General features: G+C 57.5%; 29 protein-coding genes and 1 tRNA gene. 20 read left to right on the forward strand and 10 right to left on the reverse strand.

Translation table 11 applies throughout. The annotated features are described in order from the left end of the window. Nucleotides 1–6: 6 nt before the first annotated feature. Together G4G71_RS10365 and G4G71_RS10370 are read right to left on the reverse strand one after the other, a co-directional pair. Nucleotides 7–477, reverse strand: coding sequence for a peroxiredoxin (locus G4G71_RS10365; RefSeq protein WP_169937343.1), 471 nt, complete (start codon nt 475–477; stop codon nt 7–9). 12 nt (nt 478–489) lie between these two features. Then, nucleotides 490–1,047 (reverse strand): glycine cleavage system transcriptional repressor, encoded by a 558-nt coding sequence (locus G4G71_RS10370; RefSeq protein ID WP_169937345.1) that lies wholly within the window; start codon nt 1,045–1,047, stop codon nt 490–492. Between the two features lie 170 nt (nt 1,048–1,217). On the opposite strand from G4G71_RS10370, the gene dapA reads away from it, so the two are divergent. The 6 genes from dapA to G4G71_RS10400 all read left to right on the forward strand — a co-directional run bounded on the left by dapA (nt 1,218) and on the right by G4G71_RS10400 (nt 5,770). Beyond that, entirely contained in the window at nt 1,218–2,096 is an 879-nt protein-coding gene (gene dapA / locus G4G71_RS10375; RefSeq protein ID WP_169937348.1) for a 4-hydroxy-tetrahydrodipicolinate synthase, read from the forward strand. Between the two features lie 13 nt (nt 2,097–2,109). Then, nucleotides 2,110–3,300 carry an outer membrane protein assembly factor BamC gene (gene bamC, locus G4G71_RS10380; protein ID WP_169937350.1) on the forward strand — a complete coding sequence of 397 codons (1,191 nt, stop codon included), beginning with the start codon at nt 2,110–2,112 and terminating at the stop codon, nt 3,298–3,300. Further along, a complete protein-coding gene (locus tag G4G71_RS10385) occupies nt 3,239–3,997 on the forward strand; it encodes an MBL fold metallo-hydrolase (RefSeq protein WP_240964899.1) in 759 nt (252 codons plus the stop codon). The genes bamC and G4G71_RS10385 overlap by 62 nt, the downstream gene beginning before the upstream one ends. A 29-nt stretch (nt 3,998–4,026) precedes the next feature. Then, a complete protein-coding gene (purC, locus tag G4G71_RS10390) occupies nt 4,027–4,737 on the forward strand; it encodes a phosphoribosylaminoimidazolesuccinocarboxamide synthase (RefSeq protein WP_169937354.1) in 711 nt (236 codons plus the stop codon). 95 nt (nt 4,738–4,832) lie between these two features. After that, nucleotides 4,833–4,922 (forward strand) — tRNA-Ser (locus G4G71_RS10395). A gap of 167 nt (nt 4,923–5,089) precedes the next feature. Then, nucleotides 5,090–5,770 carry a PIN domain-containing protein gene (locus G4G71_RS10400; RefSeq protein ID WP_169937356.1) on the forward strand — a complete coding sequence of 227 codons (681 nt, stop codon included), beginning with the start codon at nt 5,090–5,092 and terminating at the stop codon, nt 5,768–5,770. Here G4G71_RS10400 and G4G71_RS10405 read toward each other — a convergent pair. From G4G71_RS10405 to G4G71_RS10415, 3 genes are all read right to left on the reverse strand, one after another. Next, nucleotides 5,750–6,748 (reverse strand): phage integrase, encoded by a 999-nt coding sequence (locus G4G71_RS10405; protein WP_169937358.1) that lies wholly within the window; start codon nt 6,746–6,748, stop codon nt 5,750–5,752. The two genes, G4G71_RS10400 and G4G71_RS10405, sit on opposite strands and share 21 nt — an antisense overlap. Nucleotides 6,749–6,809: 61 nt before the next feature. Next, on the reverse strand, nt 6,810–7,673 hold the full coding sequence (locus G4G71_RS10410; RefSeq protein WP_169937360.1) for a hypothetical protein: 864 nt from the start codon (nt 7,671–7,673) through the stop codon (nt 6,810–6,812). Between the two features lie 91 nt (nt 7,674–7,764). Beyond that, a complete protein-coding gene (locus G4G71_RS10415) occupies nt 7,765–8,352 on the reverse strand; it encodes a BglII/BstYI family type II restriction endonuclease (protein WP_169937362.1) in 588 nt (195 codons plus the stop codon). A gap of 155 nt (nt 8,353–8,507) precedes the next feature. On the opposite strand from G4G71_RS10415, the gene G4G71_RS10420 reads away from it, so the two are divergent. Then, nucleotides 8,508–9,779, forward strand: a complete 1,272-nt coding sequence (locus tag G4G71_RS10420; protein ID WP_240964901.1) for a DNA adenine methylase — start codon at nt 8,508–8,510, stop codon at nt 9,777–9,779. Here G4G71_RS10420 and G4G71_RS10425 read toward each other — a convergent pair. Beyond that, on the reverse strand, nt 9,776–10,960 hold the full coding sequence (locus G4G71_RS10425; RefSeq protein WP_169937364.1) for a hypothetical protein: 1,185 nt from the start codon (nt 10,958–10,960) through the stop codon (nt 9,776–9,778). The genes G4G71_RS10420 and G4G71_RS10425 overlap by 4 nt on opposite strands. Before the next feature lie 92 nt (nt 10,961–11,052). Next, entirely contained in the window at nt 11,053–11,325 is a 273-nt protein-coding gene (locus tag G4G71_RS10430) for a helix-turn-helix domain-containing protein (RefSeq protein WP_169937366.1), read from the reverse strand. Between the two features lie 125 nt (nt 11,326–11,450). Here G4G71_RS10430 and G4G71_RS10435 point away from each other — a divergent pair, with 125 nt between their 5' ends. From G4G71_RS10435 to G4G71_RS10495, 13 genes are all read left to right on the forward strand, one after another. Next, a complete protein-coding gene (locus G4G71_RS10435) occupies nt 11,451–11,666 on the forward strand; it encodes a DNA-binding protein (protein ID WP_169937368.1) in 216 nt (71 codons plus the stop codon). Between the two features lie 40 nt (nt 11,667–11,706). Then, on the forward strand, nt 11,707–11,913 hold the full coding sequence (locus G4G71_RS10440; RefSeq protein ID WP_169937370.1) for a hypothetical protein: 207 nt from the start codon (nt 11,707–11,709) through the stop codon (nt 11,911–11,913). Between the two features lie 3 nt (nt 11,914–11,916). Continuing rightward, complete coding sequence (pflM, locus tag G4G71_RS10445) at nt 11,917–12,207, forward strand: lysogeny maintenance protein PflM (protein ID WP_169937373.1); 291 nt, start codon at nt 11,917–11,919, stop codon at nt 12,205–12,207. 3 nt (nt 12,208–12,210) lie between these two features. Further along, the gene (locus G4G71_RS10450) at nt 12,211–12,417 is read left to right on the forward strand and encodes a hypothetical protein (protein WP_169937375.1); all 207 of its coding nucleotides are present in this window, start codon (nt 12,211–12,213) and stop codon (nt 12,415–12,417) included. Nucleotides 12,418–12,641: 224 nt separating this feature from the next. Beyond that, on the forward strand, nt 12,642–12,941 hold the full coding sequence (locus G4G71_RS10455) for a hypothetical protein (RefSeq protein ID WP_169937377.1): 300 nt from the start codon (nt 12,642–12,644) through the stop codon (nt 12,939–12,941). Beyond that, nucleotides 12,942–13,193, forward strand: coding sequence for a hypothetical protein (locus tag G4G71_RS10460; RefSeq protein WP_169937379.1), 252 nt, complete (start codon nt 12,942–12,944; stop codon nt 13,191–13,193). Between the two features lie 12 nt (nt 13,194–13,205). After that, nucleotides 13,206–13,457, forward strand: a complete 252-nt coding sequence (locus G4G71_RS10465; protein ID WP_169937381.1) for a major capsid protein — start codon at nt 13,206–13,208, stop codon at nt 13,455–13,457. A 146-nt stretch (nt 13,458–13,603) separates the two neighbouring features. After that, complete coding sequence (locus G4G71_RS10470; RefSeq protein ID WP_169937383.1) at nt 13,604–14,923, forward strand: attachment protein; 1,320 nt, start codon at nt 13,604–13,606, stop codon at nt 14,921–14,923. Between the two features lie 5 nt (nt 14,924–14,928). Next, on the forward strand, nt 14,929–15,285 hold the full coding sequence (locus G4G71_RS10475) for a DUF2523 family protein (protein ID WP_084358758.1): 357 nt from the start codon (nt 14,929–14,931) through the stop codon (nt 15,283–15,285). A 3-nt stretch (nt 15,286–15,288) separates the two neighbouring features. Continuing rightward, nucleotides 15,289–16,575 carry a zonular occludens toxin domain-containing protein gene (locus G4G71_RS10480; protein WP_169937385.1) on the forward strand — a complete coding sequence of 429 codons (1,287 nt, stop codon included), beginning with the start codon at nt 15,289–15,291 and terminating at the stop codon, nt 16,573–16,575. A 239-nt stretch (nt 16,576–16,814) separates the two neighbouring features. Further along, on the forward strand, nt 16,815–18,089 hold the full coding sequence (locus tag G4G71_RS10485; protein ID WP_169937387.1) for a hypothetical protein: 1,275 nt from the start codon (nt 16,815–16,817) through the stop codon (nt 18,087–18,089). Nucleotides 18,090–18,189: 100 nt separating this feature from the next. Next, nucleotides 18,190–18,438 carry a type II toxin-antitoxin system Phd/YefM family antitoxin gene (locus G4G71_RS10490; protein ID WP_024763399.1) on the forward strand — a complete coding sequence of 83 codons (249 nt, stop codon included), beginning with the start codon at nt 18,190–18,192 and terminating at the stop codon, nt 18,436–18,438. Nucleotides 18,439–18,444: 6 nt separating this feature from the next. After that, nucleotides 18,445–18,786 (forward strand): type II toxin-antitoxin system RelE/ParE family toxin, encoded by a 342-nt coding sequence (locus G4G71_RS10495; RefSeq protein ID WP_169937389.1) that lies wholly within the window; start codon nt 18,445–18,447, stop codon nt 18,784–18,786. Between the two features lie 351 nt (nt 18,787–19,137). Here the strand turns inward: G4G71_RS10495 and G4G71_RS10500 are convergent, their stop codons facing one another. From G4G71_RS10500 to G4G71_RS10510, 3 genes are all read right to left on the reverse strand, one after another. Beyond that, nucleotides 19,138–20,010, reverse strand: coding sequence for a methyltransferase domain-containing protein (locus G4G71_RS10500; RefSeq protein ID WP_169937391.1), 873 nt, complete (start codon nt 20,008–20,010; stop codon nt 19,138–19,140). A gap of 224 nt (nt 20,011–20,234) precedes the next feature. After that, on the reverse strand, nt 20,235–20,705 hold the full coding sequence (locus G4G71_RS10505; protein WP_240964902.1) for a hypothetical protein: 471 nt from the start codon (nt 20,703–20,705) through the stop codon (nt 20,235–20,237). After that, nucleotides 20,702–21,049, reverse strand: a complete 348-nt coding sequence (locus G4G71_RS10510; RefSeq protein ID WP_169937394.1) for a carboxymuconolactone decarboxylase family protein — start codon at nt 21,047–21,049, stop codon at nt 20,702–20,704. Before G4G71_RS10510 ends, G4G71_RS10505 begins: the two co-directional genes overlap by 4 nt. Nucleotides 21,050–21,153: the final 104 nt, after the last annotated feature.

The following is a 21,153-nucleotide window of genomic DNA, read 5'->3' on the forward strand; positions in this document are numbered from 1 at the left end:
AGCGGATTACTGGTTCAGCGCCTGGGCGGCGGCGAGCACGGCATCCACGTGACCGGGCACTTTCACACCGCGCCACTCCTGACGCAGCACGCCCTTGGCGTCGATCAGGAAGGTGCTGCGGTCGACACCCATGTATTCCTTGCCGTAGAGCTTCTTCAGCTTGATCACGTCGAACAGCTGGCAGACGGCTTCGTCCTTGTCGCTGATCAGCTCGAAGGGGAAGCACTGCTTGGCCTTGAAGTTCTCGTGGGACTTGATGCCATCGCGGGAAATGCCGAAGACGAGGGTGTTGGCCTTGGCGAAGTCCTCGATCTTGTCGCGGAAGCCCTGACCCTCGGTGGTGCAGCCAGGCGTGCTGTCCTTGGGGTAGAAGTACAGGACGACCTGCTTGCCCTTGAGCTCGGACAGGCGGAATTCGACGCCGCTGGTGGCCGGGGCGTGGAAATCGGCGACGGGTTTGTTCAGTTCGACTGCCATTGGGCTCTCTCCTTACGGATGCTGCGGACGCCAGGGTTCGATCAGCGCGTCCAGGTTCAGCGCATCGGCGAAGTCGAGGAACTGATCGCGCAGCCAACTGATCTGGGTGCCGGCCGGCAGCGTCACGGTGAGGGTGGCGTTGAGCATGCTGGTGTTGGTGTGCGGCGCCTGGTAGGTGTCGCAGGTGAGGTTCTCCAGCTCGATGTTGTGATCGATGAAGAACTGGCACAGCTCGTTGAGGATGTCCGGGCGATAGACGGCGCTGACATAAGCCACGTAGGGCAGGGCCTGGGCGCGGGTAACGTGGACATTGCTGCGGGTGACGCTGAGGGTGAAACCATGGCGCTTGGCCAGGGGCGGCAGGCCGCCCTCCAGGCGGGCCAGGGCGTCCCAGCTGCCGGAGATCTGCAGGATCAGCGCGCTGAACTCGCCATGGCGGGTCAGGCGGCTGCTGACCACCGAGCAACGGTTTTCGACGCAGGTGCGGCATAGCACGCTGGTCAACTCCATCGGGTTCGGGCCCAGAGCGCTGATCAGGAGGAATTGTTCACGAGGGTGAGAGGCGGACATGCAGCATTCCTGGAGTGGCGGCCAAGCGGGCCGCATCGACAAAGGAAGAAGGGTAGCGAAAAGCGCCGATGAGGGGAATGTCTGGTCGTTCGCGGGTCGCTGCGTCACCTTGTGCGTGGCCGGTGGCGACAGTACCATTACGGCTTTCTTTTTCCGGCAGGAGCGGTTGCATGATTGCGGGCAGTATGGTGGCGCTGGTCACCCCCTTCGATGCTCAGGGTCGACTGGATTGGGACAGCCTCGCTAAGCTGGTGGACTTCCACCTGCAGGAAGGCACCAACGCCATCGTAGCGGTCGGCACCACTGGTGAATCGGCCACCCTGGACGTGAACGAACACCTGGACGTCATCCGTCGCGTAGTCGACCAGGTCAACGGCCGCATCCCGGTCATCGCCGGCACCGGCGCCAACTCCACCCGCGAAGCCGTCGAGCTGACCGAGGCCGCCAAGTCCGGCGGCGCCGATGCCTGCCTGCTGGTGACTCCGTATTACAACAAGCCGACCCAGGAAGGTCTGTACCAGCACTTCCGTCACATCGCCGAAGCTGTGGCCATCCCGCAGATCCTCTACAACGTGCCGGGCCGTACCGCCTGCGACATGCTGCCCGAGACCGTCGAGCGCCTGTCCAAGGTGCCGAACATCATCGGCATCAAGGAAGCCACCGGCGACCTGCAGCGCGGCAAGGAAGTACTGGACCGCGTCGGCAAGGACTTCCTCGTCTACTCCGGTGACGACGCCACTGCTGTCGAGCTGATGCTGATGGGCGGCAAGGGCAATATCTCGGTGACCGCCAACGTCGCCCCGCGCGCCATGAGCGACCTCTGCGCCGCCGCCATGCGTGGCGACGCCGCCGCTGCCCGCGCCATCAACGATCGTCTGATGCCGCTGCACAAGACCCTGTTCATCGAATCCAACCCCATCCCGGTCAAGTTTGCCCTGCACGAAATGGGGCTGATTCCAGAGGGCATCCGCCTGCCTCTGACCTGGCTCAGCCCGCGTTGCCACGAACCGCTGCGTCAGGCCATGCGCCAGACCGGCGTCCTGGCTTAAGGAGCTCCCTCGCATGAAGCGACTGGCAGGACTGACTGCGCTCGCCCTGGTTATCGGCAACACCTCCGGCTGCGGCTGGCTGTGGGGCCCGGAAGGCTACTTCCGTGACCGTGGCGACGATTATTTGAACGCCCGCGAAACGGCACCGATGAAGGTGCCCGAAGGCATGCAGAGCAAGCCGCTCGACCCGCTGCTGCCGATCCCGATGAACGTCGCCACCAGCACTGAGAAGGAAGGCGAGTTCGAAGTGCCACGTCCGCAGCCGCTGTCCGGCGCCGGCGAAGTCAGCGATTTCAGCCTGCAGAAGAGCGGTGATTCGCGCTGGCTGGTCGCTCAGCGCCCGCCGGCGGAAGTCTGGCCGGTCGCCCACCAGTTCTTCCAGGACAACGGTTTCTCCATCACCAACGAGCGTCCGCAGACTGGCGAGTTCAGCACCAACTGGCAGCCGCTGTCGCAGCTCTCCGCGCCCCTGGCGCGTCGGCTGAGCAGCCGTGTGTCGGGCGTCGAGCCTGACAGCGAAGCGCGCGTTCGCGTACGCATCGAGCCGGGCGTGCAGACCAACACCAGTGAAGTCTACGTGCTGAGCGAAACCCGCCCGGCCGGCAGCACCGCCAGCGGTGACTGGCCGACCAAGCCGGCGGTGCCGAGCCTGGATGCCGCGCTGCTCGACGAAATGATCGCCAGCATGGCCACCAGCGCCGAGAAGGGCGGCTCCGTCTCCCTGCTCGCCGCGCACTCGGACTACGACACTCCTGGCTCTGTCCAACTGAACAAGGACGGCAGCGGCAACCCGGTCCTGACCGTCGACTCCGACTTCGACCGTGCCTGGGTCAGCGTCGGTCGTGCACTGGATCGCGCCGACATCCGTGTCGACGACCTCAATCGCAGCCTGGGCGTGTACTACGTCAACATCGCCGAAGGCGCGAAGAAGAAGGACGAAGACAAGCCTGGCTTCTTCAGCCGCCTGTTCGGCGGTGGCGAGAAGACCAAGGAAGAAGAGGACGCCAAGGCCCAGCGCTATCAGGTTCGCCTGACCAGCGTGAGCAATACCGTCCAGATCACCGTCGACAAAGATATCAACACCTCCGCACCGGCTGACGTGGCGCAGGGCGTGTTGGAAAAACTCCAGGAGAGTATGCGGAATGCACTTCGCGGTCCTGGGGAGCGGAAGCCGGGGCAATTCGGCCTTGGTGAGCAGTTCTGACACCCGGATACTGATCGATTGCGGCTTCCCGCTGCGTGAAACCATCCGCCGTCTGGCACGCCTGGGCGTAGAGCCTGGGCAGTTGGACGCGGTACTGGTCACACACGAGCACTCCGATCACATCAACGGCGTCGAACTGCTGGCCCGGCACCATCGAATACCCGTGTATCTCAGCGCCGGCACCCTGCAGGGAATGCGCAAGCCGGTGGCGCCGGCGGGGCTGCTCAAATGCGGCGACCGCCTGGTACTGAAAGACCTGGAAGTCACTGCGGTGAGCGTCTCCCACGATGCACGGGAGCCCCTGCAGTACGTGTTTTCCGATGGCCGGAAGCGCTTTGGCCAGCTCACCGATCTGGGGGCCGCCACGGCGCAGGTGCTGGAATGCTATCGTGGCCTCGATGCGTTGATCATCGAGGCGAATCACGATACCGACATGCTGGCCCGCGGTCCGTATCCCTACCCACTCAAAGCCCGTGTTGGCGGCCAGTGGGGACATTTGAACAACCGGCAGGCCGCCGAACTGGTGGCCCAGCTGGGCTGGGAAAGCCTGCAGCACCTGGTGCTGGCGCATCTCAGCGAAAAGAACAACTCGCCGCAGCTGGCCCGGCAAAGCTTCGTCGACACCCTCGGGTGCGACCCGGACTGGCTGCAGGTAGCCGATCAGCATTCTGGACTCGACTGGCGCACCATCGCCTGAGCCCACCCCTTAAGCAAGCGGAGCCCATCATGGAAAAACGCGAAGAACTCTATCGCGGCAAGGCCAAGTCGGTTTACACCACCGATGACGCCGACCGCCTCGTCCTGCTGTTCCGCAACGACACCTCGGCGTTCGATGGCAAGCGCATCGAGCAGCTCGATCGCAAGGGCATGGTGAACAACAAGTTCAACGCCTTCATCATGCAGAAGCTCGAAGCCGCCGGCATCCCGACCCAGTTCGACGCCCTGCTGTCGGACAACGAAGTGCTGGTCAAGAAGCTTGCGATGATCCCGGTCGAGTGTGTGGTGCGTAACTATGCCGCCGGCAGCCTGGTGCGCCGCCTGGGCGTGGAGGAGGGCCTGCAGCTCATCCCGCCGACCTTCGAACTCTTCCTGAAGAACGACGCTCTGGGTGATCCGTTCATCAACGAATCCCACGTCCAGGCCTTCGGCTGGGCGACCCTGGAGCAACTGGCCGAAATGAAGGCCTACTCCTTCAAGGTCAACGAAGTGCTGAACAAGCTGTTCGACGACGCCGGCCTGCTGCTGGTGGACTTCAAGCTCGAGTTCGGCCTGTTCCACGGCAAGATCGTCCTGGGCGACGAATTCAGCCCGGACGGCTGCCGCCTGTGGGACAAGGAAACCCGCAAGAAGATGGACAAGGACCGCTTCCGCCAGGGCTTGGGCGACGTCATCGAGGCCTACGAAGAAGTGGCCCACCGCCTGGGCGTACCGCTCTGATCTGACGAGTGCACGCAAGCGTCTGATACCACGCAAAAAAATCCTGAAACAGGGCTTCGCCTTCAGGCTTCAAGCTGGTATCATGCGCGCCGCACGGAGAGATGCCGGAGTGGCCGAACGGGACGGATTCGAAATCCGTTGAACTGGCAACAGTTCCTAGGGTTCAAATCCCTATCTCTCCGCCATTACAGATGGCCGAAGCCCCTGAAATTCCTAGAGTTTCAGGGGCTTTGTCTTTTCTGCGTCCGGGCCAGTGTCGAAAAAGTGTCGAAGCCCTCGACGCAAGCCTGCTTCCGTTCCCTCAGCGCCTGCAGCAAAATGCCACGAGCATGGACAGCCTGAGCAGCAACGGATGCGCACTCACTACGTTTTGATCGATTACGAAAGCATTCCCGTCAGATCACTCGATCTACTGCAGGAAGCGCACTTTCGCTTGCGGGTTTTCCTGGGGCCGAACAACTCCAAGTTATCGACTGACCTCATTATCGGAATTCAGCGAATGGGGGAGCGCGCCGACTACATCCGGATCGACGCAGCAGGTCCCAACGCACTCGACTTCCACATTGCCTACTACCTGGGGCGCTTCGCCCTGGAAGATCCCACGGCGTCCTTCCACGTCATATCGGCTGACAAGGGCTTCGATCCCCTCCTGAAGCACCTGGAGAGCAAAGGCATCCTGGCGACCAGGTCCGAAAGCATCGAAGCCATGCCGTGCTTCAAGGAGCTTCCCGCCTTGCAGGCCACCCTGGCTGCCAGTGCCGCAAGTGCCCAGGCCGCCAAGCCGGTCAAGAAAGCACCGGTAAAGACCGCTCCCGCGAACGATGCGCACCTGAAGACAGTCATGGTCGACCTAGTGCGTCGCAAGGCTTCAAAACCGGCCTCCACCAAAACGCTGATCAGCACCATCCGAGCAACCCTCGGCAAGGACGTCCCCGTAATAGAGGCTGATCGCGTTTACCAGGCGCTGTGCAAGCAAGGCTTTGTGAAGGTGAAAGGGCAGAAGGTCACCTATTCACTGCCAGAGCGTGTTTAGCGTTCTCAGCGGATTGAACCGAACCGCATCCTGCAGGTGATCCGGCGACAGGTGTGCATAGCGCATCGTCATCGCCAACGACGTATGCCCCAGGATTTTCTGCAGCGTGAGGATATTCCCGCCATTCATCATGAAGTGCGACGCGAAGGTGTGGCGCAGGACGTGGGACGCTTGGCCAGCGGGAAGGGCAATACAAGTCTTGATGGTTTGATCGAAGCTGTTACGGCAGTTCGAGAAAGTCCCGTACCTGGTGAAGTGATCCTGCAGGGCGTCCTCAAGGACGCTATCGATAGGCACCGACCGAGCCCGCTTCGACTTCGTGTTCACGAACGTCACGCATCTGCCGCGCACTCGTCCAGGAACAAGCCCCTCAGCCTCTCCCCATCGCGCTCCCGTCGCCAGGCAGACCCTCGCCACCATTTCCACGTGCGGCGTCTTACAGCGCTTCCTGATGGCCTCAAACAGCGTGCGGATCTGTTCCTCAACCAACCAGGTCAACTCCCGCTCCTGGAGCTTGAGCAACTTCACCCGCTGCAGCGGGTTCGCATAGTCAATCTCGCCCAACTGGTGCAGTTCGTTGTACACCGCCCGCAGATATCCCAGCCGGTTATTCAACGTCTTGCCATGCGCCCCTGCTGCCAGCTGCTGCGCTCGGTATTCAGTGTACTGATTGCCCGTCAGCTGCAGCGCTACCGGGTCGCCCAGGTCCTCGGTCAGCTGCAGTAACAGCCGAGTGCGGTTCTCGCCGTCGCTCAGCGCATGACCATGCAGAACGCTCCAGCGCTCGACTAACTCGGACAGTCGCCGGCGATCCTTAGGCTGAGGGTTCCATTCCGGGTTCTGCGCCAAGCGCTGGCGCATCAAGGCTTCGAAGCGTTGTGCTTCGGCTTTGGTTCTGAACTGTCTCCGATAGCGCTTTCCTTTCACCGGCTCGACGTCGACCAGCCAGCGCCCATTCTCAAGGTGTTCAATCCCCATACCCACCTCCGCAAAAACGGTATAGGGAGCACACGCCTGCTACGAAATCAAAATCTCGCTCCTACAGTGCCTCTCTGTGCAAGTAGCGCGCGGTGGAAGGTGATTTCATATCGGAGCTTTCCAGCTCTGGTGGGAGTTCACTGTAGATATACAGGTCGCGTTTGAACCTGGCTCTACTCTTGGCACTGCAGCCGTGGAGGCTAACGGTGTCCAGGACAAAGCTTCCAAGGCTCACCAGAAGGGAAAGAAAAAAGCTCAAAATAAATAACCCGCCAACTGCAATGCATGCGGTGAGAGCAATAAAGTTCAGACTCTTCATGTTGCTTAGTTCGGAGAAATTGAATGGACCGCTACTTGTGATTAGGCTCTGTCCCGCGAAGGTAAGTAGGCCGCCCATAATTGGAAGAAGAAAAAGTATAAGCAGCTTGGGGGCTTTTACGATGTGCCTTAAAAAACGTGTATCCAGACCAGAAAGTAATTTCTCCTGCCGGGAGATCTGCTCTTCTATTTTTTCAAACTCAGTTGCAAGGAGAGGGTAGCTGGAAGCTGGTACGGAAAATTCCCTCGCCAGCCAGGCGCGACGGCATTCGGAGTCGTCGAGGATGAGGCCTTTCTCATCGGGCGGGGGAAGTTTTGCTCTTCGAACTTTCTCGGTGACTTGTTCTTCATCGTGGGCAGTCTTAAACGCTAGACCTATTGCTTCAAATATGTATAGCAGAATAAGTGGAATCAAAGAGAGCAGAAAATGGCCGTTTTTAAGTAGAAGAAAATCTGCGTAAAAGCATAACGACATAAGCGCCGCGAAGACTATCGAGAGCCAGAATTTTTTGCTCTTAAATGAGCGCTTGTTTAGATGGTTTTCAAAGATATTGTTGTACTGCTTTGCTGCTTTTTTTAAATCGGTATATTGAATATTCCTTTTCATTACTTCTCCGTGCTTAAATTTTCTTGATTTTTGTGCTCATATGGCCCCCTTAAACGGCTGGAGCTGGCCGTTTTAGGAGGGAGTGGAGAATTTAGTCTTCTATATACAGACTCGGCTTAATAGCAAATACTAATACCGGACATCCGCCGGCACCTCCACCGAGAATTCGGGGCTTCAGCTTGTTGAAATGTGTAGTTGAAGCGCCGTAGGACGCACCTTTCCCGAGTTCATTAAAAATGCGCTGCAGCTCGCTGCTTCTGGTAATGATTACGCCGACACTGAGTGTCTTGAGCTCGAATAGAAGCCGGAAGTTATTCAAGTCACGATCATAGAACGGGTCTTTGTTATTCCATTCAATTTCGAGACCTATTCTATTCTTAAAGCAGTCAATGCTGTGCGTTGGTGTGATGCGCTCGATGTCGTCGACTTTGATCCTGGTGTCGAATTTCTTTTCCACCCATCCCATCTCATAGAGCGTGCCATCGAGGCCCTCAGATATTGGCGACTTTCTACCTCCGGGCTGCAAAACAGCGCTTCTATGCAGTCGAAAATTCGTCAACACATTGCATATTTGCTCCCACTCTTCTGGGAAGTCTTTTTCCAGAATGGCAGTTGCGTGGTGCCACTCAAGTATCTCGTAGTTGTCGCGAATGAATTCTGGAAGAGCAGAAAGCGCCATCGGTGGTAAACCTGTCCTTTGTGTGCTGGAAAGTGCACGCCCGTGCACAGCGTGGATCCAATAACACAGAACTGGAAAAAGATCTAGCTTTTCTGTAGAATGCCGCCGCAATGTATGCGCTTAAATTGCGCAAGGTTTTAGGTGTAAAAATTAGTATGAATAAGCTAGTCGAACGTGTTGATTCAGAATTGGATGCAGTCTCTGTAGATTGCGTCAATAGTGTCACGCGTTTGCTAGCGCCTAGAACGTATCCCCAGGTGATCAAGTACATGGGGTCGAAGGCGGCTATTCTTAACTTCATTGGCGAAGGTTTTTCGCGGCTTGATACTCAAGGGAAAACCTTAGTCGACCTTTTTGCTGGTGCTTGCTCTATTTCTGGTGGTTTTGGTCACAGCCACAGAATGATCTCTAACGATATTCAAAGCTATTCGGCATCTATCGCGTCGGTATATCTACGTCGAGCGACTCACATTGGTGAATTTGATATTGTCGAGCTTGCGCGCCCTATTGTCGCTGAGAACCTAAAGTCAATCTCTGTTGATGTGAGCTATCCGGCGACATGCTCGTTGGCTGAATTCAACGAGATCGAGGCGAGAAATAAGTCGCTCATTAATCATGAGTTCTCGTCGCCTTACCATCTTTTCACGAAGTACTACTCCGGGACCTGGTGGAGTGCAGAGCAGTGTGTCTGGATTGATGCCATAAAGCAGGTGATTGATGGGCTCGCTTTAAGCGGAAAGATCGATGAGGCGGACAAGGCGCTTGGGATAACCTGCTTGATGCATGCTATGGCTTATACAAGTCAAGGGACAGGGCATTACGCGCAATATCGAGATGCAAAGACCTTGTCGTCGATGAAGGATATTAATAAGTATCGTCAGGCATCGGTGGGTGGGTATTTTTCTAGGAAGTTTAATGCGCTGTTGAAATGGAATATTGATAACGTTGTCGATCTAGGTCACAAGATCGTTGCGATGGACTATAAGGAGTGTCTGAAGGGCTTGGATGGTGCTGTGGTCTATGCTGATCCCCCTTATGCTTTTGTTCACTATAGTCGCTTCTATCACGCGATTGAAACTCTGGTAAAGTATGACTATCCCGAGCTTCAATATAAGGCTGGCAACCTTGTTAAAGGGCGCTACCGCGAGGATCGCCATCAATCGCCCTTCTGTATCAGCTCGCAGGTAAAAGGCGCCTTCACCGATCTATTTGACGGTGTGAAGGATTCGAATAGCGAGCTTGTGCTCAGCTATTCGAATACTGGGATGATTGATATTGACGATCTGATTGATTTGGCGCACCAGGAGCTGGGCGCGCGCTATCAGGTCTGGTATGAGAATATCGACCATGATCATATGACCATGGGTCGTCGCGAAGACAGGACTCGAGAAGTAAAAGAGTCGATTATTCTGGCAAAGCATATTTAGATTTTTTGTCGTAAATACTTTATTGGAATTCCAAATTCATTTCTGAGATATCGGAGATACTTTTCGCTGTCTAAGTCAATCTTGAATTGGCTTACGACTACCAGTTCTCTGACTTTTATTTCTTGGTCAGGCCAGTAGGCGTACTCTAGAAGTTGAGATATCGCCTGTCTAATGGAGGCCTTTACTGAGATATTTGATTTTATCTCATAAATAGTAATTGTGCCGTCATGGTGGCGAACGGCTACGTCAATGTATGTCCCGCTGCCTGTATGAAGCTCCGTTCCGACGTACTGCTTTCCATGCTTTTCGACAAGTGAATCGTACAGCTTGTTCTGAATTGCATTGTGCACTAGCTTGAGTTCATACGCGGATCGGGGATTGGCTGCTTGAGCTTCTCCTTCTTTTCTGGGTTTGTGCCCAGCGATAAACTTAAACTTTTCGTGAATTGAAGTGTTTCCTGCGTCAAGGAAGAACTCCAAGTCTTTGGATGTCTCTACTTTGACAAGGCTTACATCTGAGTCGTCAATGTCCAACCAGTTGATTAGTCTATTGAAGCTAACGCCAAATAGCCTGTCGAGTTCGAGTCGGCTTATTTCTTCTAATAGCGAACTCTCTGATGGTAGCCAATTGGCTTTTTTAAGGCGTCGTTCAATGAGGTCTTTTACAAGTGGGCCTAGTTTCTCCAGTTCAAGAATTTCTCGGATGTCGAACTTGAAATACACTGGAGAGCTTTCTGTGCAAAAGCCTAAGTTTTGGACGCTACTGGAGAGATTAGTAAATTTTTTTGTTGTAGAGTCACTTGGCTTCCTTTCCGGGTTGTTTTGTTCTTCTCTGCTGAAGAAGAATTGCTTGTAGATTATACGATTGAAATCAGATTGATGCTCTGATCTCGTGAATGCGGATATATAGTCTTCATGGCTGAAGATTATTCCTATCATTGTTAGCGCATTCAAATAAAGTGGGCCGAGTTCTCGCGCGATATCCCATATTTTGGCGGGTTCTTCGTTCTTATTGGTTGCGAGAACTGCACTTGCTTGACTTAGGTCGAGCTTGTCTTGTGTCTCATCTTCACGGATTAATCTATCGAAGATGCCTGCAGTACCATGTTCTTCAATGATCCTGGCGATCTTATATGCGCCGTATTTTGTATGAGAGGTATTAAGCCTTCTAAGCTCGATCATCCAGGCTCCTAGCCTTTGTTTTTCATGTCTAACTTCTGAGTGTCGCTCTTATCCCTTGCTGAACCAACGCAGCGCTGCTTTCCGTGTCAGCCTTATCCCGCGTTGGGAGCTTCTAATTTTTCATTTGCTTCGTCGTACGCTGGACTAGTTTGGCCTATTTCAGGGGCAATATTTCCTGTTGTAAGCCAGTAGGCGTATTGAGGAAACAGTGTTACCACTGCTTCAATTTCTACTTCTTTAATTTCTCTTTCAGCTTTATTGCGGACGTTTTGCCATGTATAGCGGCTAATCCCCGTAGCCTCTTCTAATTCAGGGTTCTTGATTCCTGATTCCTTCAAAATGGTTATAAGCCGCTCTTTTATCATCTGAAAAAATTCTCAGGGTCCTGTAGCCATTTTGGCTTAAGTTAAGTAACTTAAGCTGAAACGGCTAAAGCGATTAGCGCTTTAGCCATGCAATTCCAATAGAAAAGAATAGTGCAGGAATGTGCATGGAACTGGAAGGACTCAAGCCCGAGCAATTCGTGAACTGCCCGCCTCTGATGCCATGGCGGGAATTTGCAATCTGGATCCATATGGGGGAAGACCAGGACCGCGTTCGCGGTTGGATCGACAAAGGCTATCTGCCGACGATTCGCCTGGGCCGCCACCGCATGGTCAACGTCGCCCTGGTGGTTAAGCAACTGCTGGAGCAGGAGGACTACTGATGAAGAGTGGGCCTCTCTGGATCGGTAAGGAGGCGGCAGCATGCTGAATTACTTGCTTGTGACCGCTGCTCTCGCAATGGCACTTGGCCTGGCCTTTGAAGTCCTGCGTCCGGTCGAAGAGAGCCTTACCTTCCACCTGGTCACCAGTACCGTCCGCGCACTGGTGCTCTGGGTCATACCCGCGACGGCAATCGCCACTCTGTTCTATGGCGCTTATTGGCTCGCAATACAGGGGAGGGGGCTATGAGTCATGCAGACCCTCTCGCAATACCTGTATCGCCCGCACGCACCGGACTGCGACTGCTCTGTGTGCTTTGTCACAAGGCTGGGGCCCGTATTGCTCAACCAGTCTGTGTGCGCCGACTGCCAGCCCCCTGGGCGCCCTTATCTACTCGATGGCCGCTGGCATTGCCGTCGCCGTTCTTACTGCGTGAAGCACGACCCAAGCCGCCGACCGCCGAAGTACTGGCACGTTGTCTACGACAGCGGCAAGCCGACTCCATTTGTTCCCATCCTCGAACCCTTCGAGCTGGAGGGCTGAACCATGGTCAGTAACCCCATCCCGCACCTGATCTTCTGGCTGCTGCTGGTGGCCTGCGTGCTAGTGGTGGGCCGCTACCACGCTCGCCACACCGTCCGCGCCTGGGCTGATCCGGTCAAGGGCCGCCGTACCGGCTTGTCCGAACACGCTTTACCGCTCGGACAAACGGAGCGCCGGGCGAAGCGAACCCTTGAACGCGCACCACCCTGAACAGCCTGACGGTGGGTGGCTCCGGGGGCTCTGCACCCGGGCCACCTGCCTCCCGGCGAGGGCGGGGATGACAAGGGGCAGCGCCCCTTTGTCTTGACCTGACCTGCAACCAGCACCACCGCAATCAACGAGCACCAACACCCCCGCTGAATGAACGGCAAAACGCGCCGCATTGCAGCAGTGGGCTAACTCACGCCCGAAAAAGGCGAACCAGGAGAAACACCATGCAATTCGAACTCATTGCCCTGTGCCTCAACGTCAAGAAAGTCACCGTCGAAGGCCGTACCTACTGCTCCGCGATCATCGCTCGTGAACCCATGACTGAACAGGAACGCCTGCAGAACCGCGGCTACCTGGTGCAGAAGGTCAGCGCGGAAACCACCGTCTTCGACCAGATCACCGACCTCGATAAGCCTGGCCAGCGCAAGTTTCTGGCCACCCTCGTCAACGCGGCTGGCGGCAAAAGCCAACCGCACTTGCTCGGTGTCGTGCCCATGCCTTCGAACAGCAAGGCTGCCGCGTAAATGACCGGCGTAGTTGCCGTTCAGGTCTGCACCAGCTGGGCGTCCACGGCGGACGGCCTGATGCGCTGCCAGCAGATCGAGTGGCAACAGGCCTATCTGATTCCGCCCGAGGCCGCTGGAGCAATTGAAATCCTGGTCAATGGCGGGTTCTCCCTGGAGGCCTTCAGCATCGGTGCTGCGGGCGTTCTCGGAGCTTTCGTGACGGGGCTTTTGACTGGCTGGGTCGCGTCACTTCTTCGTAAAGCCAAGTAGAGAGGAAACACTATGAACGCCATGAAACAACAGATCGCCAAGTTCAACCCGATCCGCTCCTTCCGCAACGTCTGCATCGCCGGCACCGTCACCGCCGTGACTTCGGTTCCGGCCTTCGCGGCCAGTGTCATCGACACCACCGCCGTCGAACAGGCCATCACCGACGGCAAGGGCGACATGTCCAACATCGGCGGCTACATCGTCGGCGCCCTGGTCATCCTGGCCGTCGCAGGCCTGATCTACAGCATGTTGCGCAAGGCGTAAGTGCTCTGGTCGGTGTGGTTGGGGGCGTTCTTCGCCGGCGCCTTCATCACCGGGTACCGATGCGGCGAATTCTTCTAACCGCCTGATGGAAGCGGAAAGCCCCTCGGTTGATTCCGCAGGGGCTTTTTTCTTGTCCGGAGTGGGGAATGAACAGATTTCTAAGGGGGCTGCTGTGGTGTTTGCCAGCACTGCTGTTGCCGCAGCTGGCCCAAGCGGCGCTGTACGGATTCCAGTACGGCAACCAGATGTACAGCTCTGCCGGTGCGGTCTGTGAGGCTTACCGGGCTTTAAACCAAAAGAACGCCCCTGGTAGCCCGCTGGAAGTCATTGTCACGATGACTAATCCAACGACGGTGAAGTGTCAGCTCAAGTTCACCAACTCTGGTTTCAGCGGCAGCACCACGTTTGGCCGAGCGGGTGACTCCTGCGGCACCGGCGCAGCCTGGAGCGCCACCAACGGCCAGTGTGAATGCCCGGCCGGTCAGCAACAGGATGCGTCGGGTAGCTGCGTGGTGCCGCCTACCTGCGAAGTTGGCATGCCGCTGCTGACCCGTGGCCCGGACTCACCGACCACCACCATCGCCGGCCGCGTCACCATTCTCAGCACACCGCCTTCATCGGTGTGCAGCGGCAGTTGCCAGTATCAACTGAGCTCCAGCAAGGCCACCTCCTGCTATCTCGTTCCTGGCTCTACTAGCCAAGGCTTCTGCAACTACTCGATGTCCAGCGACGGCCAGAACTGCGCCACCGATAACGCCCTGCCGCCCTCAGTAGGCGACTCACCGAATCCGGCACCGCCCGGCGAGACCGATCCCAATACCCCGCCTTCCGATCCCAACGACCCTGGCTGTCCGGACGGCTATTCGTGGTCCGGCACCACCTGCGTCAAGACCCCGACCGATCCCGGTACCGATCCGGGCGAGGGGGGCGGAACAGATCCCGGCACGGGCGGTGGCAATGGCGGGGGAGACGGTGGCGGCACTGACCCAGGCACAGGCGGCGGTAACGGCGGTGGAACCGATCCCGGTACCGGTGGCGGTGATGGATCCGGGTCAGGCAGCGGTAATGGAAACGGCTCCGGTAACGGAAACGGGGATGGCGATGGCGAAGGCCAATGCGACCCCGCCAAAGACCCGAACGGCTGCCAAGGCAATGGCCCCTCCAGCGAACTGAGCGAGCCCAAAGCTGGCAACTGGGAGGAGGCCAACAAGGAGTGGGAGCAGAAGGTTCAGGACGCCAAGAAAGACCTCAAGGACGCGGTGAAAGCCAACATCGATCAGCTCAAGGGCTCCTTCGATCTTCAGCTGTCCACCGGCGGCGGCCAACTGCCCTGCGACTCCTTCACCGTCTGGGGCAAGTCCTACCGCCTGTGCGTCGCCGACTACTCCACCCAACTCTCCTACATGCGTTTGGCGCTGCTGCTGATGGCCGCGCTGATCGCTGCCTTCGTCATCTTGAAGGACTGACTTATATGGAATGGCTCTCCGGCTTTCTCGACCAGATCATCGGCTTCTTTCAGTGGATCTGGGACTTCTTCGCGCAGGGCATCTACGACTTCGTCAAAGACGGCCTGGTGGTCGTAACCAAGGCGATCATCTACAGCACCCTGCAGACCTTCATCCTGCTGCTCGATGTCAGCTTCACCGTCGCTCGCGAACTGATCGACGGCCTCGGTATCCCCGCCATGGTTCGAGGTATGTACGCGGCGCTACCGGCCCCCATTGCGGCCGGCCTCGCGTTCTTCGGCGTGCCCCAGGCGCTCAACATCATCATGACCGCCGCCGCCACCCGGTTCTGCATGCGCTTCGTGCCGATCATTGGGAGGTGAGTCATGTCCATCAAGATTCACCACGGCCCCAATGGCTCGTACAAAACCTCCGGCGCGATCCAGGACGATGCCGTGCCCGCGCTCAAGGACGGCCGCGTCATCATCACCAACGTCCGGGGCTTCACCCTGGAGCGCGCCTACACCGTGTTCCCCGATCTGCCCAACTCCGCGCAGATCATCAACCTCGATCTTGAATCGCTGGCCGACCTCGAGCAGATGCGCACGTGGTTTCAGTGGGCACCGCGGGGCGCGTTCCTGATCTTCGATGAAACCCAACTGCTGTTCCCCAAGTCCTGGCGCGAACGCGACCTGGAGAAGTTCGACTACCCCGGCGGCCCCGAGGCAGCGCACGAAGCGGATCGGCCGATGGGCTGGCTGGATGCCTGGACCCGGCACCGGCACTTCAACTGGGACATCGTCCTGACTACCCCGAACATCAGCTACATCCGCGACGACATCCGCATGACCTGCGAGATGGCCTACAAGCACTCCAACCTCGCCGTCATCGGCATCCCCGGCCGGTACAAGGAGGCCCAGCATGACGCCCAGCTCAACCGCCCACCCGCTGACGGCACCATCGTCGAATACAAGCGAATCAAGAAGCAGACCTTCCGGCTCTACCAGTCCACCGCCACCGGCAAGACCCAGGACACCAAGGCCGGCAAAAGTCTGTTCCGGTCGCCTAAGTTGGTTCTTCTACTGGCACTGCTGGCCGGCACTATTGGCTTTGTCAGCTATATGGGACCTCTCAAGGTCATCGGCGGTAAGCCTCCTGAAACCGCTTCCGCGCCTCACATGGCGGCTCCTGCGGCTAGCCCTGATCCCGCTGCGCAAAGCCCTGCTGTGGCTAATTCGGCGCGTCCTGCTGCGAGTAGCTTTGTTCCTGCTGGTCTTCTACCTGCTGGGCCAGCTGGTGCGCCTGTTGACCTGAGCGCTCATCCCTTCGCCGACCGCCGCATCAGCATCCTCGCCCACGCCTACCGACAGTCGAAGGGCGACATCTACATGTTCGGACTGGATGACCCGGAAGGTCGGCATCTGGAACTGACCAGTTGGCAATTGATGGGGGCGGGCTACCGGGTTATACCCAAGGGCGAGTGCATGGCCGAACTCGCCTTTGAGAAGTGGAAGCAGACCATCACCTGCACCGGCTCACCGCCCAGAACGATGGCCGGCGTGAATCCCTCTGCACCCATCGCAGCCGCTACCAGTCCGCCGCCGAGCACTGCCCCATCGCTAACGGTGGTGCCCGACTCCGAATACGCCTCACGCCCCTGGAGGAAGCAATGACCCTGCACGGACTGATCAACGCCCTTGGGCTGCTCGCACTCGCTTATGCGCTCGGCTTTCTCACCGCCCTGCAGGTGATGCAGCCGGTGTCGGCGTTTCCGTTTTGAGTCGGCGAGCCGCGCCGCCGGCCGGGAGCGCCAGGCACGAGCGGTAGGCCGAAGGCGCGGCCTAGACGGCCCTGTAGCACGTCTTTAAACAGTCTCTGTATCGACACACACCAGCACATGAAGGCATTAACAATGAAGGCACCCAAGGACCTGATCCGCATCCACTTCGACGACACGGGCAACTTTGAAGAGTCTGCCTCCGGACGGTTCTTCCTGGACCCGGGCAACGGATCCTCAGTCGACCTTTCTGCCGTACGAATCCTCGGCTGCCACGTCGACACGGTTCGTCAGCTGTACACCGGAGTGCTTCGTCCTGAGGTCCTGGCCCTGTTCGAAGCCACGGAGCTGGTCAACTTCGCTGAACGGCAATGGCATCCCGGACGGGTAGGGCGGGACTCCGGCTACCAGTTCAAGCTGCAGAACGCAGACCTTGGCCTGGTCCTGCTGATCAAGAACTACAACGTCAAAGCCGAGTCACCAGGTCCCCACCTGAAGATCGAAGTCAGCCCCCACCTGATCGAGCAGCATTCCCCGGCCAACCTGCAGGTGATGCTCGATGACCTGGCTCGCGAGATCCTAATCGCAGTCGAGCCCCGGCAATGCGCAGTCCACCTCGCCGTGGACTTCCAAGGCTGGACGCCACCTTCCAGCCTGGTCAGCCGCATGCGTTGCAAATCGCGCAACGTGCGCCAGTTCGATGGCATCGGCGACGTGGTTTTCGACGAGCTGGCAGCCACCTACAGTCGTGGCCAGTCCTTCCTGTTCGGCTCAGCCTCCGCCATGCAGTGCGCGCTCTACAACAAGACCCGCCAGGCTAAGGCGGTAGACAAGCTGGATTACTGGGAAAACCGCTGGCAGGACCAGGACAACCCCTTCGACGCGGATCCGTCAAACTACGATCCGGACCAGGAGGTCTACCGCCTGGAGTTTCGCTTCCATCACTCGGTGGTCGAGCAGTTCGCGCAAGGATCCTGCGACCCATCCGGTGCAGTACTTGGATCCACCACCTTCGCCGAACTGTCCACCCACCTGCAGGGACTTTTCGAATACGGCTTGGACAACTTCCGCCTTCTGCACCGACCAGGCTACGTGGACCCGCTGTGGACACTGCTGCACAGCGACGCCAGATTCCTCGCACCGGTCGACCGTTTCTTCTACCGCCGCTACTACAAGACTGCTCGGGGCTTCTCGGGAAAGAACATAGAGCTGATGCTGGGCAACGCCATCACGCTCTTCGCGCGTAACCGCATGGACTTCCTGTCCTGCTGGGCCGCACTCAAGTCGTTGCCAATATTCCCGCTGATCGAGGAGTACTACCGGGAAAAGGGCAGGTCCACTACCTGGCTGAAGAAGCACTTGGCCAAGAAGTTGGAGGAACGGTACGTCCGCTATGGAATGGCCGCTTGATCCGGGCGTGGTTGCTATTCGGTCTAAATTTGGCCTAACCTGCCGACACAGTTCCAAGCGCCTCCGACATCCACGGCGCTCCCAGTAAGGAGGTTCAACCATGCGGGTTGAAACGATCAGCTACCTCAAGCGGCATGCCGCAGATCTCGACCTGGACGAACCAATGGTCGTCACCCAGAACGGCGTACCCACCCTGGTAGTGGAGTCCTACGCCGAGCGTAAGCGCCGCGACCAGGCTATCGCCCTGGTCAAGCTGCTCGCCATGGGATCGCGTGAGTACGCCGAAGGCAAGCACTGCTCTGCAGACGAGCTGAAGGCCCGCCTGGCCAAGCGACGTAGCCAGCAGTAAGCCTCGATGACAGCACGCGAGATCCGCTTCACTGAAACGGCAGTCTTCAGCATCCAGGACCAGGAAGAACACCTGGCCGAGTACCATCCTCCCGAACTTGCTGCAGCAAAGATCGATGGCTTGATCGATGAGATCCTGACCAGGCTGCAGGATGCTCCCGTGGGCTACCCCGTCAGCCGCCAGGCCTCCGACCTGGGAGTGACCCGCTACCGGGAGCTCAACCACGACGGATACCGCGTGTTCTACGAGGTGTACGAGCACGACAACGTGATTGCCGTCGAGCTGGTACTGCGACAGAAACAGGACGTCGAAGCAGCCCTGATCCGCTACTGCCTGGTCGGTATCTGAGCCCTGGAACAGTGTCGAAAAAGTGTCGAAAACGCAGTGCGATACAGTGGCTAAGAGTGCGCTGCGCCAGTCGTAACTAATTGATAGTGAAGGAAATGTGCAGGCATGTGCGGATTTTTGAAGGGTTCAAATCCCTATCTCTCCGCCATTATTGCAACGGCTGAAGCCCCTGAAATTCCTAGAGTTTCAGGGGCTTTGTCTTTTGCGGTGTCTAATTCTGGCGTTCGCTAGGCATGCGCGAGGCGGCTTCCTGCGCGATGCCGCGCTTGAATTGGGCGGGGGCAGTCATGGAGGCGGTCGCGGCTCTGCCCAAAGTACGCAGGTCGCAGGTACTTATCAGGTGGGTGTTTTTTATCGCAAACCCATCTTTAATTTCAGCCGCAATCTCATATTGTAACTCATGCGAAGAATGTTGTTGGCGATCAGCTGCCAACCCTCCTCTTTCCACTCTTTCTTGCAGGGTAAGGCAAGGTGGTGTGGTGTTCTGACCCTCTCGCTTGTTTTCTCGATTATGATGAATTGATCGTCCCCGCGGTCGCTCGATGCGTAGTTATGAGTCTTCATGAAATCTTCAATATGCTTGAAGTTCCACAGATGCCATGAAAATTCAGTATTGTGAGCGACAATTTTAAAGCCCGAATACTCAATGATTTTTTTCATTTCGGACTTCGTGAACTCTCGGAAATGCCAGTCGTACATCAGCGGCGCTTTGTGCGACAGCGCTTGCTGGATCGCCCAGAGACTGGCGGCGTTTGGCGTCGTGATCAGGGCGCGCCCGCCAACTCGAAGAACCCGATAGACCTCGTCCAGAAAGAAGAATATGCCGTCCAGTGTCGTGGCTTGTTTGTAGTTAATGTCGGAAATGTGCTCTATTACTTCCGTGCACAAGATGTTGTCTACCGAATTGTCGGCAAATTGCAGTGGGCGCTTACGGAGGTCATTTGATGTCCCGGTCACAGTGGCGTGTGGAAAGAAGGACCAGATGACTTTGGAGCTGAGATAATTCAGACTGCCTATTTCAACGCAATAACCGCTGTGAATATTGAACTCCCGGATGTAGCCGACTGTCAGGGCGAAGCGACGGGTGTCGAAATGCAGGCCGCCACCGCCAACTCCTAACTGGGCGCCTTCTTGTTCAACCGCTTTAGCGACTTCTTGAAGGGTTTCCTCATTTACGAAATCGGACGAGAAGTCGGTACCACTACTTACCTTTTCTATCTGCATCAGTCTTTCCATACGCTAGGCGGGCTCTTGCAGGGTAGTATTTGAAAGTCGAGTACTTACAGCATAGTGAGGTGAATTGGTCAAGAACGTTACAAAGTCGATACACTACGCGACACGCTCTCGGAGCGACTTTGATGTCAAATCGCCTTGGTCACTCCCTACCCCATCTTCCGGGTTGGTCTGCTCGTATTTCATATTGTTGGCTTGGCACCTAAACTGCTCCATCACCCGCAATACCCATCCATCTTCTCTCGATTCTTCTGCGTTGGGTCCGCTTGATACTGCTGCAGCCAGAACTGACATGGCGCGCTGTTGAAGCGTTTTTCCTGCTCCGATTTCTCTATCTGACGATTCTGCTGCTCCTGCAGGGACTGCTGGCGCTGCAGGTATTGCTGGAACATTTCTTCGTTGCTGCGCGTTGGCGGCGGCGCCGTGGGCGTTGTCGTTGGTGACGGGGCGAGGTGGGGGGCGAGAGCGAGCGGAGCGTCGCGCCAGAGCAGCCACGCGGTGGCGGCGACGGCCAGACAGCCGAGCCAGATGCCGGCGGCGATGGCGAGGGTGAGCTTCCAGTAGCTGAGGGTAGGCTGGGGCATGGGCAGCGGCTTTGGTTGGCTGAGCAGCACAGATAACCCATCGCACCCCTCAAGGGAAAGAGGTAGGCCCGCGGCGCCGAAGCGTCGCGGGTACAGGCTCATTTTAGCGCGGCGGCGGACTCGTAGGCTTCGAGGGCGCGCAGGGAGTAGATGTAGGCAGCGCCGGCATTGAGCGAGATGGCGGTGGCCAGGGTCTGGGCGATCTCGGCTTCGGTGGCGCCAGCCTTGCGGGCGGCCTCGGCGTGGACGCCGATGCAGCCGTCGCAGCGGGTTGTGATGGCCACGGCGATGGCAATCAGTTCGCGGGTCTTGGCATCCAGGGCGTCACCGTCAGCGGCGGCGGCTTCCAGGGCCTGGTAGGCGGCGATCATTTTCGGGTGTTTCTTGCCCAGGGCGCCGAAGGCTTTTTTCACGGCGGGGACGTACTCGGACCAGTTGAACAGCATGATGCTTCTCCTTGAGGCCGGGAGTGGGTGTGGCCTTGAAGCTTAGTCTGCGTCAGTCCGCGTGCCGGGTATTGTCTGTTCCGCTCAGATTTTTCATCGATGCG

The organism is Pseudomonas multiresinivorans (assembly GCF_012971725.1).
Classification (GTDB): domain Bacteria; phylum Pseudomonadota; class Gammaproteobacteria; order Pseudomonadales; family Pseudomonadaceae; genus Pseudomonas; species Pseudomonas multiresinivorans.